10 protein-coding genes are annotated in these 12,357 nt (G+C 70.8%); 8 read left to right on the top strand and 2 right to left on the bottom strand.

All coding sequences use genetic code 11. The features are described 5' to 3' along the window. The first annotated feature begins 2 nt into the window (after positions 1-2). From ACTIGN_RS03715 to ACTIGN_RS03705, 3 genes are all read left to right on the top strand, one after another. On the top strand, positions 3-2,078 hold the full coding sequence (locus ACTIGN_RS03715; protein WP_439621441.1) for a protein kinase domain-containing protein: 2,076 nt from the start codon (positions 3-5) through the stop codon (positions 2,076-2,078). 115 nt (positions 2,079-2,193) lie between these two features. Next, positions 2,194-3,111 carry a DUF1559 family PulG-like putative transporter gene (locus tag ACTIGN_RS03710; protein WP_439621439.1) on the top strand — a complete coding sequence of 306 codons (918 nt, stop codon included), beginning with the start codon at positions 2,194-2,196 and terminating at the stop codon, positions 3,109-3,111. 68 nt (positions 3,112-3,179) lie between these two features. Next, complete coding sequence (locus ACTIGN_RS03705) at positions 3,180-3,605, top strand: hypothetical protein (protein ID WP_439621437.1); 426 nt, start codon at positions 3,180-3,182, stop codon at positions 3,603-3,605. Here ACTIGN_RS03705 and ACTIGN_RS03700 read toward each other — a convergent pair. Together ACTIGN_RS03700 and ACTIGN_RS03695 are read right to left on the bottom strand one after the other, a co-directional pair. After that, a complete protein-coding gene (locus tag ACTIGN_RS03700) occupies positions 3,602-4,426 on the bottom strand; it encodes a phosphoenolpyruvate hydrolase family protein (RefSeq protein ID WP_439621435.1) in 825 nt (274 codons plus the stop codon). The genes ACTIGN_RS03705 and ACTIGN_RS03700 overlap by 4 nt on opposite strands. A 40-nt stretch (positions 4,427-4,466) precedes the next feature. Continuing rightward, positions 4,467-4,928 carry a hypothetical protein gene (locus ACTIGN_RS03695; protein ID WP_439621433.1) on the bottom strand — a complete coding sequence of 154 codons (462 nt, stop codon included), beginning with the start codon at positions 4,926-4,928 and terminating at the stop codon, positions 4,467-4,469. Positions 4,929-5,024: 96 nt separating this feature from the next. On the opposite strand from ACTIGN_RS03695, the gene ACTIGN_RS03690 reads away from it, so the two are divergent. The 5 genes from ACTIGN_RS03690 to ACTIGN_RS03670 all read left to right on the top strand — a co-directional run bounded on the left by ACTIGN_RS03690 (position 5,025) and on the right by ACTIGN_RS03670 (position 12,356). Beyond that, positions 5,025-6,251: a Tm-1-like ATP-binding domain-containing protein gene (locus tag ACTIGN_RS03690; protein WP_439621431.1), complete on the top strand. Its 1,227-nt coding sequence runs from the start codon at positions 5,025-5,027 to the stop codon at positions 6,249-6,251. Positions 6,252-6,453: 202 nt separating this feature from the next. Next, a complete protein-coding gene (locus ACTIGN_RS03685) occupies positions 6,454-7,284 on the top strand; it encodes a sugar phosphate isomerase/epimerase family protein (protein WP_439621429.1) in 831 nt (276 codons plus the stop codon). A gap of 169 nt (positions 7,285-7,453) precedes the next feature. Beyond that, positions 7,454-8,554: a DUF1573 domain-containing protein gene (locus ACTIGN_RS03680; RefSeq protein WP_439621427.1), complete on the top strand. Its 1,101-nt coding sequence runs from the start codon at positions 7,454-7,456 to the stop codon at positions 8,552-8,554. A gap of 135 nt (positions 8,555-8,689) precedes the next feature. Then, entirely contained in the window at positions 8,690-10,765 is a 2,076-nt protein-coding gene (locus tag ACTIGN_RS03675) for a thioredoxin domain-containing protein (protein WP_439621425.1), read from the top strand. Between the two features lie 94 nt (positions 10,766-10,859). Next, positions 10,860-12,356 carry a glycosyltransferase family 39 protein gene (locus tag ACTIGN_RS03670; RefSeq protein ID WP_439621423.1) on the top strand — a complete coding sequence of 499 codons (1,497 nt, stop codon included), beginning with the start codon at positions 10,860-10,862 and terminating at the stop codon, positions 12,354-12,356. Position 12,357: the final 1 nt, after the last annotated feature.

Genomic DNA, 12,357 nt, shown 5'->3' with positions numbered 1-12,357 from the left:
CCATGAACCCCACGAACCCCTGCCCGGCCCGGGCCGAGTACGAGGCGATGCTCCGGGGCCGGCTCGACGAGGACCGCGCCGCTGTCCTCGAAGCGCACCTCGGGGAGTGCGGTGCGTGCCAGCAGGCGCTCGACGGGCTGGCCGTGGACGACCGCCTCACCGGCCTGCTGCGCGCCGCGCCGGCCCCCGAACCGGTCCCGGCCTCCGATCCGGGCCTGGGGCAGATGGTCGCGCGGTTGGAGGACATGGCCCGTCAGTTCACGCCGGCCGGGTTCGACCTCAGCGTGTCCGGCGACGCCTCGGTCGGCCCGGACGGCGCGCCCCCCGACCCCGTGCCGGGGGCCGAATCGGTCAGGGTCGTCGGGTACCGGATCGTCCGCCTGCTCGGGGCGGGCGGGATGGGGCTCGTCTACCTGGCCGACGACGACGCCCTCCGCCGCCAAGTCGCGATCAAGGTGCTCCGCCCCCGGCTCGCGCGGCACACCCGCGCCCGCGACGGGTTCCTGCGGGAGGCCCGCGCGATGGCGGCGCTCAAGCACGACAACGTGGTGACGGTGTTCCAGGTGGGCGACGCGGTCGGGCCGCGGGGCGAGTCGGTGCCGTTCCTCGCGATGGAGCGGTTGGAGGGCGAGACGCTCGCGGACTGGGTCCGCCGGGACGGGGTGATGGCCCCGGACCGGGTCGCGCGGCTCGGCACCCAGGCCGCCGAGGGGCTCGCCGCGGCGCACGCCCGTAGCGTGGTCCACCGGGACATCAAGCCCGGAAACCTGTGGCTCGAATCGCCCCCCGGGTGGGCCGACGCGGACTCCGACCAGCGGCCCCCGCTCGCGGCCGTCGGGCGGGTGAAGATCCTCGACTTCGGGCTGGCGCAGCCGGCGGGCGAGGAGGACGCGGGCCGGTCGCAGGTGGTGCTGGGCACCCCCGCCTACATGGCCCCCGAGCAGGCCACGGGCCGCGACCTGGACGCCCGCGCCGACCTCTTCAGCCTCGGGGTCGTGCTGTACGAACTCCTGACCGGCCGGTTGCCGTTCCCGCGACCGGGCCGCCTCAGCGTGCCGACGTACCCCGACCCCGTTCCCGTTGGCACCCTGGCCCCGGGCGCGCCGCCGGAACTGGCGGATCTCGTCCACCGCCTCCTCGCGACCGACCCGGCGGCGCGCCCGGGTTCGGCCCGTGAGGTGGCGGCGGCCCTGGCGGCGCTCGCGCACCCGACCGGGCCGGTCGTTGCGGTGCCGGGTCCGACCAACGCCGTGCGATCACAGCGGTCCGCACGGGAGCGACGGGGCCGGGGCGTTCGCGCGGCGATCGGCACGGCGCTGGTGGCGGCCGGGCTGGCGAGCGTGTGGGCGGCGCTGCCCCGGACCGAGTCGCGCGCCCCCGCCGACACCGACGGTCTTCCGGCGGGCCCGCCCGACGATGCCTGGGTCCGTGCGGTCCACGCGCTCGCGCCGAACCGGCACGCGGCGGCGGTCGTTGCGAAACTCGTCGAACTGAACCCGGGGTTCGACGGGGAGGTGTCGCGCCTCGGCCTGTCGGACGGAAAGGTGACGGAGTTCGGCATCCTCACCGACGAGGTTTCCGACATCGGCCCGGTCCGGGCGTTCGCCGGCCTCAGGCACCTCACGGTGGTCGGGAGCACCCCGGGGAAGGGGAAGCTGACCGACCTGTCGCCGATCCGCGGGCTCCCGCTGACGACCTTGAACGTCTGGCAGAACCCGGGCCTCACCGACGTTTCGCCCGCTGCGGGGATGAGCCTGACCATGTTCCAGAGCGGCGACACCGCGGTCCGCGACCTCGCCCCCCTCGAAGGAATGCCGCTCGACGTCGTGGCGGTCAACAACTGTGCGGTGACCGACCTGTCGCCCGTGCGGACGATGCCGCGGGTCCGCCTGCTCCGGTGCGACGGGTGCCCGATCGCCACCCTGGAGCCGTTGATCGGCTCGAAGCTCCGGGAGCTCCGGTTCACGTTGAAGCGGGACCGGGGCGACCTGAAGGTTCTGGAGCAGATGCCGCAACTTACCACGATCAACGGGGCCGCCGCGAACGAGTTCCGGTCCCGCGTTCCCCCACCGCGCTGAAAAAACTTCGGGTCCGGTGTCCAACTCACAGTTCTCTCCTCGAAGCCCTTTCTGACGGCCTCTCCCCTTCTGTCGGGCTTCGGGCTTAATCCTTCCATTTCCGTGAGAGACCCACGTGACCAGCACAACCCGTTCGGGGCGGCGCGCCCGCGCGTTCACCCTCATCGAACTGCTCGTCGTGATCGCGATCATTGCGGTCCTGATCGGCCTGTTGCTCCCGGCCGTGCAGAAGGTGCGCGAGGCCGCGGCACGCACGCAGTGCGCCAACAACCTCAAGCAGCTCGCCCTCGGGCTGCACAACTACGCCGGGGTCAACGGCGACAAGTTGCCCCCGCTCCGGTACTCGCTGACCGCGGGCGCAACCGGGAACGGACAGGGGAGCGCGATGACGGCGCTGCTCCCGTACCTCGAACAGGAGCCGCTGTTCAAGGCGCACGTCGCCGCCGGCGACGTCACGGTGAACAAGGGCGTGGTGGTCAAGACGTTCCTGTGCCCCGCCGACAGCACGGTGGGGACCGGGGTCGGCGCGAACGGGTGGGCCGGCAGTTCTTACGCGGTCAACTCGCTCCTGGTCGCGAAGTACGCCTGGTTCACGGTGACCGACGTGGACGCGCCTCAGATGACCATCACCGGCATCACCGACGGCACCTCGAACACGGTCGCGTTCGCCGAGCGGAAGATGATTACCGAGGGCTCGGTCCTGTGCGCCCGCGACAAGCCGCACGAGTGGAACAGCGAGGACAAGTACAACTCGGCCGCGTTCGGCATGTATCAGTCGATGGGCTACTACCGGACCTCGTACCCGGCATACTGGAGCACGTCGCAGTGGTGGTTCAACTCGCAGAGCATCCAACCGAACGTCTCGGGGACGACCGGCACCCGCTGGGGCGCGAACTCGTCGCACCCGGCCACGGTGCAACTCGCCATGGCCGACGGGAGCGTCCGCGGGGTGAACCAGAGCACCAACATCCTGACCTTCTGGACCGCCGTGATGCCCAACGACGGCATGGTCCTTACGAACGACTGGAACTGACCCCGCCCGCGTGCGGCCCGGTCCGGACCGGGCCGCGGTTCGTCTCACGTCACCTCAGAGGGGTCACCATGCAGCGGCGGGTCGCAACGGGTCTGATCGTGTTCGGCGGGGTTCTGGCGGCGGGGTGCGGGGTCCAGCGGTCGGCCAACGGGACGCACGCGCTGGTGGGGAACGTCACGGTCGCGGGGCAGCCGGCGCGGGACGTCATGATCGTGGCCCACGGGAGCGACGGCAAGGACTACAGCGGCGTGTCGGACACGACGGGAAAGTACCGGATCGACAACCCGCCGGTCGGCCCGCTCCGGATCTCGCTCTCGTCGGCGACGCCGCCCCCGCACCCGCGCGTCAAGGGGGCCGGGGCGTCACGGGAGCCGCGGTACGTGCCCGCGGGGTACTCGGGCAACAACGCGGAACTGGTGGTCGAGTTCACCGGCGGCACGCAGGTGTTCGACATTGTGGCCTCGACCGACGCCGACCCGGCGAAGAGCCGCTAGACGCCGAGCGCCTTGAACTGCTTGACGCAGTTCGTGATGGCGACCTCGGTCGGGAGCCGCTCGATGCTCGACGCGCCGAAGAACCCGACGATGCCCGTCGTGTGGTCGAGCACGTACCGGACGTCGGCGGGCTCGGAGATCGGCCCGCCGTGGCACAGGACCAGGACGTCGGGCCGCACGGCCCTCGCGGCGTCGGCCAGTTCCTGCACCCGCTTCGCGGCGTCTTCGAGAGACACCGCCGACTTCGCCCCGATGCTGCCCTTCGTCGTCAGCCCCATGTGCGGGATCAGGACGTCGGCCCCGGCCTTTGCCATCTGGGTCGCTTCTTCGGGCGTGAACACGTAGGGGCACGTCAGCAGGTCCATCTCGCGGGCCAGCGCGATCATCTCGACTTCCTTGGCGAAGCCCATCCCCGTCTCTTCGAGGCCGACCCGCAGGGTGCCGTCGATGAGGCCGACGGTGGGGAAGTTCTGCACGCCGCTGAATCCGGCGTCGCGCACGTCGAGCAGGAACCGCTTCATCACGCGGAACGGGTCGGTCCCGCACACGCCCGCGAGCACCGGCGTCCTCTCGACGACCGGCAGCACCTCGCGGGCCATGTCCATGACGATCTGGTTCGCGTCGCCGTAGGGCATCAGCCCGGCGAGCGACCCGCGGCCGGCCATGCGGAACCGGCCCGAGTTGTAGATGATGATGAGGTCGATGCCGCCCATCTCGGCGCACTTCGCGGAGATGCCGGTTCCGGCCCCGCCGCCGATGATCGGCCGGCCTTCGGCGACCTGGGCACGGAAGCGAGCCAGGATGTCACTACGCGAGAACATGGCGACCCGGGGGAGAGTGGTTCTGGTGCGGCCCGCGGCGTCACGGGGCCTTCGACGGGTCCGCCGGCTTCGGCTCGTCCGGGAGGATGACCACTTCGCGGCTCTCGCCGCCGAGGTCGCGGTGGCCCGACCGCTTTGCGCCGTCGCCGGTCTTCGCGCGCTCCTCCGCGTCGGCCTTCGCCAGCAATTCCTGAATGATCCGCTCGTTCGCGTCCAGCTCGGCCTGAGTTGCGCCGACTGCGGGGGGGCGGTTGCCGCGCACGGCCCACAGGATCAACTCCCCGACGGCGACGAACCCGAACCCCCAGACCGCGAGGGTGAGCGGCAGGCGGACCTTCATCGTGGCAGCGAGGTCGTCGTCCGGCGGGGCGACGTCCTCCGTGCCGGGCACCGCGGCCGGTAGGAACATGACGGCGATGTTTGCAATGAAGTAGCCGAGGACCGCGAGGAAGATTGCGGCGAGGGTGCCGTTGACCGCGATCCGTTTCACGACGGGACTCATGCGTACCCCCCACGAGCGACGCCGGCGGAAGAGCCAGTAACATAACACGCGGTCCCGGGCCGAGCAGTCGCAAACCGGGCGAACCGGGGGCGTGGCATGTCTGTGTTACTCATCGGAACCCTCGACACCAAGGGGGCCGAGTTCGCGTACGTGCGCGACCGCCTCCGGGCGGCCGGGGTCGCGGTCACGCTCGCCGACGCCGGCGTCGTGGCCCCGCCGACGGTCGCGCCGGACGTTTCGCGCGAGCAGGTGTTCCAACTCGCGGGGACGAGCGCGGCCACGGTGAAGGCGGCCGGGGACCGGGGCCGGGCGGTCGCGCTCGCGGCCGCCGGGGCCGCGAAACTCGCGGCGCGGTTGCACGCCGAAGGGAAGCTGACGGGGGTGCTGGCTCTCGGCGGCTCGGCCGGCACGACCATCGGCACCGCGGCGATGCGGGCGGTTCCCGTGGGCGTCCCGAAGTTGATGGTGAGCACGCTCGCGTCGGGCCAGGTGCAGCACTACGTCGGCACCCGCGACGTGATGATGATGCACTCGGTCGTGGACATCGCCGGGTTGAACCGCGTCAGCCGCACCGTCCTCGACAACGCCGCCGCTGCGATGGCGGGAATGGTACTCGCCCGGCGAGCCGGGAGCGTCAGCGACCGGAGTAGCGGCAGCGACAAGCCCGTGATCGCCGCCACGATGTTCGGGGTCACGACGCCGTGCGTCGAAGCCGCTCGTGCCCAGCTTGAAGCCGCGGGGTACGAGGTGCTGGTGTTCCACGCAACCGGCACCGGCGGCCGGACGATGGAGGGGCTGATCCGCGACGGCCTCGTTGCGGGTGTGCTCGACATCACGACGACGGAACTCGCCGACGAACTCGTCGGGGGCGTTCTGACGGCCGGCCCCGACCGCCTCACGGCCGCGAGCCTCAAGGGGGTACCGCAGGTGATCTCGGTCGGCGCGCTGGACATGGTGAACTTCGGGCCTGCCGACACGGTGCCCGAGAAGTTCAAGGGCCGCCGCTTCCACCAGCACAACCCGACGGTCACGCTGATGCGCACGACGCCCGAAGAGATGGACCGCCTGGGCCTGGAGTTGACGCAGAAGGCGAGTGCATCGGGCGGCCCCGCGGCGGTGGTCCTGCCGCTCTTGGGGGTGTCGGCCCTCGACGCCGCGGGGCAGCCGTTCTGGTGGCCGGAAGCGGACGCGGCTCTGGTCCAGAGCGTGCGGAACTGGATCGCCCCGAACGTCGAGTTGGTGGAACTCGACCTGCACATCAACGACCCGGCGTTCGCGGCCGCGTGCGCCAACAAGTTGTTGGACCTGATGCGGTCGCGGTGACGCTCGGTGTCACTCCTTCGGGACCTCCTTGCCCTGCACGGTCCTGATCCCGCCGCGGCCCACCGACGATTGCTCCACGCTCGATTTTCGTACTCTCCGTTGCCGCGGCGCGGCGCGGGCCGGACAATGCCGCCACGGTTCCGACTCCACCACCGCGGGCTGCGCCCGCCGCTCGCCAAGGGGACTCTCCATGAAGCTCGGGATGAATCTGTTGCTGTGGACCGGCGGGGTGACCGCCGAGCACTTCCCGCTCCTCGGCAAGCTCAAGGCGGCCGGGTTCGACGGGGTCGAGTTGCCGATCTTCGGCGGCACCCCGGCCGAGTACAAGCCGATCCGGGCCGAACTCGACAAGCAGGGGCTGAAGTGCACCGCGGTGACGATTCTGACGAAGGACACGAACGCGGTGAGCCCGGACGCCGCGGTCCGCCAGAAGGCGGTCGAGTGGCTCAAGAACGTCATCGAGATCAACCACGTGCTCGGGTGCGAGACGCTGTGCGGGCCGTACCACTCGGCGATCGGCGAGTTCACCGGGGCCGGCCCCACCGACGACGAGAAGAAGCGCTCGGCCGACGTCCTGCGCCAGGCCGCCGAGTTCGCGAAGCAGGCCAACCTGATGCTCGCGATCGAGTACCTGAACCGGTTCGAGTGCTACCTGCTCACAACGGCCAAGGCCGCCGTCGAGTTGGTGAAGATGGTGGACCACCCGAACTTCCGCACGATGTACGACACGTTCCACGCGCACATCGAGGAGAAGGACCAGGCCAGCGCGATCCGCACGGTCGCCCCGGTCGTGGCGCACGTCCACATCAGCGAGAACGACCGCGGCACCCCGGGCACCGGGCAGGTCCACTGGGACGAGGCGTTCAAGGCGCTCAAGGAGATCAAGTACGACGGGTGGCTGACGATCGAGGCGTTCGGCCGGGCGCTGCCGGACCTGGCGGCCGCGACGAAGGTGTGGCGGGACCTATTCCCGAGCCCCGAGGACGTGTACACCCGCGGGGCCGCGTTCATCAGGTCGAAGTGGGGGAAGTAGGGGATGGGCCAGTGGGGCGGGCGGTGCGAGGTGCGCCGCGCGTCCCCGCCCGTTGACCGCCCCGGGGGCCGAGAGTGTGCCATCCGGGGCGGGCCCGCCGGCCGATGTACGATGTGTCGCACGGACACCCGGGGCGGACGCCCCACATCGGACCCGCAGGAGGCAACGGATGCGACGGTCGTTCTGGCTGGCGGCGGCGGGCGGTTTCGGCATCTCGCTCGGGGCGGCCGCGCACCCCGCCGAATCGCCCCCCGCGGCACCGGCTGCGGGCTCGGCACAACCCGCACAGTCCGGCCCCCCGTGGGCCAACAAGTTCTTCCTCCCGGACATCGCGACGAACCGCGAGCAGGTTCCGCCCGCGGTCATCACCCACAACTTCGGCGAGGTGCCGCACGGCACGCTGTGCGTCCAGAAGTTCACCATCACGAACATCTACGACGTGCCGGTGCAGATCACGGACGTGCGGAAGAGCTGCACGTGCCTCGATTACGTCCCGATGACGAGGACGCTCCAGCCGAACGAGACGGCCGAGTTCACCGTCACGATGAACGCCGGCAAGTTCGTGGGCCACAACGCCCAGACGTTCTACGTCACCTTCGGCCCGAAGTACGTCTCCACGGCCGCGATCCGGGTGCAGGCCACGAGCCGCACCGACGTGACGCTCACCCCCGGCTCGATCGCGTTCGGCACCGTGCCCCTGGGGAGCAAGACGAGCCAGGCCGTTGGGGTGAAGTACTCGGGGCGCACCCGCGACTGGAAGCTCACCGAGGTCGTCCCCCCGCAGGGGCCGTTCGAGGTGAAGTTCGCCGAGGTGAGCCGCGGCGGCCCGCTCCGGGGCGGTGCCGAGTACTCGGTCGAAGTGTCCCTGAAGCCGACCGCGGCCCCGGGGCCGCTCTCCGAGCAGATCACCATCAAGACCACGGACCCGGCGCACCCCACGGTGCAGATCTCGGTGACGGGTACGATCGCCGCCCCGATCGAGCTGTCCCCGAACAAGGTGCGGTTCGACGGCGTGCCCGTGGGGCAGTCGGTCACGCAGCGGGTGCTGGTCCGGGCCGCGAAGCCGTTCAAGATCCTGGGCGTGGACGGTGCGGCCGACGGCGTGTCGGTGGACCTCCCGGCCGCGAGCGCCCCGCTCCAGGTGCAGTTCCTCACGGTGAAGTTCGACCCGAAGCAGCCCGGGGCCGTGTCGCCGGTCCTGAAGCTCCGCACCGACCTCGACGGCAGCACCGTGTCGCTGCCCGTCGAAGCCGAGGCAATCGCGAAGTAATCCGGAGGGGGAGACGGGGAGACGGGGAGACACGGAGTGAAGACCAAGGGTGTCTTTGCTCCGTGACTCCCCGTCTCCCCATCTGCGTGTCCCACTACAATTCTGTCGCCCGCGTCACGCACCACGAGCGACACCATGCCGACCAACCGCCTCGCCGGCGAGACCAGCCTCTACCTGAAGCAGCACGCCAGCAATCCCGTGGACTGGTACCCGTGGGGGCCGGAGGCGCTGGCACGCGCGAAGCAACTCGATCGCCCCATCTTCCTCTCGATCGGCTACTCGGCGTGCCACTGGTGCCACGTCATGGAGCACGAGAGCTTCGAGGACGAAAGTACCGCGGCGGTGATGAACGCGCAGTTCGTGTGCGTGAAGGTGGACCGCGAGGAGCGGCCGGACCTCGACACGATCTACATGAACGCGCTCCAGGTGCTGACCCGCGAGGGCGGCGGCTGGCCGCTCAGCGTGTTCCTCACCCCCGACCTGACGCCGTTCTACGCCGGCACCTACTACCCGCCCGACGACCGCTACGCCCCGCAGCGGCCGAGCTTCAAGCGGCTCCTGGCCGCGATCCACGACGCCTGGACGAACCGCCGCTCGCACGTCACCGAAGTCGGCCAGAACGTCACGCAGTACCTGAAGGGCATGAGCGCGCTCGAAGCCGGTGACAGCCCGTTGTCACCAGACCTACTCTCGAACGCGCTGAACGCGCTGCGGCGGAGCTTCGACGCGACGCACGGCGGGTTCGGCGGCGCGCCGAAGTTCCCCCACGCCCTCGAACTCATGCTGCTCCTGCGGCTCGCCGGGCGGTTCGGGGACAAGACCGCCGTTCACATGGTCCGGCACACGCTGGAGAAGATGGCCCGCGGCGGCATGAACGACCAGCTCGGCGGCGGGTTCGCCCGGTACAGCGTGGACGCGAAGTGGCTCGTCCCCCACTTCGAGAAGATGCTCTACGACAACGCGCTGCTGACCAGCGCCTATGTCGAGGCGTGGCAGGTCACGCGCGACCCGTTCTACCAGCAGATCGCCGAGGAAACCCTGGGGTACGTGCACGACGGCATGATGTGCGACGACGGTCCCTTCTACAGCGCCGAGGACGCCGACAGCGAGGGCGAGGAGGGGAAGTTCTACGTCTGGTCCGAGGCCGAACTGCGGGAGGTGCTGGGGGCAGATCTCGGCGACATCGCCGTGAAGGTGTGGGGCGTCACAACGGGCGGCAACTTCGAGGGGCACAACATCCTGTTCCGCGCCCGGAGCGACGAGCAGGACGCCGCGCTGTTGGGCCTCTCCGTCGAGGCGTTCCGCGAGAAGCTGGCCGAGGTGAAGCGGAAGCTGATCCCCGTTCGCGCGAGGCGCGTGCGGCCGGGCCGCGACGAGAAGATCCTGGCCGCGTGGAACGGGCTGATGATCTCGGCGTTCGCGAAGGCGGGGGCGGCGTTCGGGAACGACCACCATGTCGCGACGGCGACGACCGCCGCGGACTGGTGCCTGAAGCACCTGCGCGACGCGAACGGCCGCCTGTTCCGCAGCGCGAGTGCCGACGGCACCGCCAAACTCAACGGTTACCTCGAAGACTACGCCTGCCTCGCGGACGCGCTGGTGTCGGTCTACGAGGCGACGTTCGCGATGAAGTACCTCCGCGCCGCAGCGGAACTCGCCGACGCGATGCTGAAGCACTTCGCCGACCCGAGCGGGCCGGGCTTCTTCTTCGTGGCCGACGACCACGAGGCGCTCATCGCCCGCACCAAGGACGTCCACGACGGCTCGACCCCGAGCGGCAACGCGGTCGCGGTGACGGTGCTGCTGCGGCTCGCGAAGCTCCTCGACCGCCGCGACTACCTCGCGAAGGCCGAGGAAACCCTCCGCGGCTACCGCGACACGATGGCCGAACACCCCGCCGCCGCCGGGCAGATGCTCATCGCGCTCGACTTCTACTTCGGCCCGGTGCAGGAAATTGCCGTCGTCTGTTCCGCGGCCCAAGCGGCGTACCGGACGGCGGTCGGAACGATCCACGCGAGCTTCGGCCCGAACCGCGTCGTCGCGGCCCACGACCCCGCCACCGGTCCGGCACCCGGCGACATTCCGCTGTTCAAGGACAAGCCCGCACTCGATGCCGCGGTGACGGTGTACGTCTGCGAGAACTACGCCTGCCAGGCTCCGCTCGTGGGGGCGGAAGCGGTGGAACGCGCGTTCGCACACCGCACGACTTGAGCTGAAATCGACGTTGGGTTCAACCGCCGCGCCCGAACAACCGATACAGAAGGAGTCGCCCGCAGGGTCGGTGCCTCAATCACGGGGATCGCACATGCGGTTGGCCCGCGAACTCACCTCGGCCCTCGTCCGGCCTTCGACTGCACGGGCGGCGCTCGCGGGAAACTGGTTCCCGGCCGCCCTCGGGGCGTACCTGCTGCTCGTTGCCGGGCTCCGCACGCTCGTCGCGCGGAGCCTGATGTTCGACGAGTCCGAGCAACTCGCGCTCTCCCAGGTCCTCGCCCTCGGCTACGGCACGCAGCCGCCGCTGCTCATCTGGGTGGCGTGGTGCGCCGTCGCCGTCTTCGGCGTCTCGACCGCCACAATCCTCGGCCTGCGGTTCGTCGTGCTCGGGCTGATGTACACCGGCCTTTACGCCTGCGGGCGCTCGCTGGGCGGCTTGCGCCACCGGGCCGCGCTGGCGGCCGCCGGCGCGCTGCTCGTTCCCGCCGTGTCGTGGGACTTCGTCCTCGACAAGACGAACACGCCGATGGCCTGCGCGATGGCGGCGTTCGCGGTCGCGTCGCTCGTAAACGCCGTCCGCACCGGGAGCCGCCGGGCCGCGGTGTGCGTCGGGCTGCTCGTCGGGCTGGGCGTCTTGAGCAAGTACACGTTCCTGCCGTTCGTCGCCGGCCTCGTTGCTGCGGCGCTTAGCGTACCCGAGTACCGCAACTGGGTGCTCTCGCGCCGCGGTGCGGCCGCCGGGCTCACGGCGCTCGTCGTGCTTCTGCCGCACGCCGCCTGGGTGGTTGCGAACCGGGCCGACCTCGCCGAGGGAATCACGCACTCGATCACCGACCGGCCCGAGCGCACGTTGAGTCGGCTCGCGGTGTCGGCTGGCGACGTGGCGGTCATGTCGGTCGGCGTCACCTTGGTCGCGTTCGCGTGCCTCGCCCCCCACGTCTTCCGCCGCGTGAGCGAGCGGCCGGCGCAGCGGGTGCTCGGGCGGGCGCTGGCGCTGGCCGGGGGCGCCGCGGTCGCCGTCGTGGTCCTCGCCGGCGGCACGCGGTTCAAGCCGCACTGGTTCACGCCGCTCGCCGTTCTGCTCCCGGCCTACCTCGTGTCGCGACTCGGAGAGGCACCCGGCAGTTCCCGAGCGGCGCGGCGACTCGGGGCCGCGGTTGGGGTCGGGATCTTCGCCACTGCGATCCTGGCCGGCGCGGTGGGCACGACCGACTGGCTCCGACAGGGGCGGGAACTCCGCCAGCGCGACCGGATCGCCGCGGAGGTCGCGCGAGCCGTGCCCGCCGACGCAAGCTACGTGTGCGAATCGCTCCGCGACGCGGGGAACCTGCGCCTCGCGCACCCGCGGTCGGCGATCGCTGTTCTCGGCACGCCCCAGGCGGCGCGGCCGAAGCTTCGGGAGGGTGCAATCTTCGTGTGGGACGCCTCGAAGGGCGTCGCGGTCCCCGAGACGACCGCCGCGGCGCTCGCCCGCGAACACGGACTTCGCCCCGATGTCACAGCGCGGGCCCGGTTCGTGGGCGAGCCGATCACGCCCGCCAACCCGACCGCCCGCCGGCTCGGGATCGTGCGATTGGTGCGCGACTGAG

Source organism: Gemmata sp., from assembly GCF_051859125.1.
GTDB lineage: Bacteria > Planctomycetota > Planctomycetia > Gemmatales > Gemmataceae > Gemmata.
The sequence above is the reverse complement of the archived record's forward strand: the minus strand, read 5'-3'. Positions and strand labels throughout refer to the sequence as shown.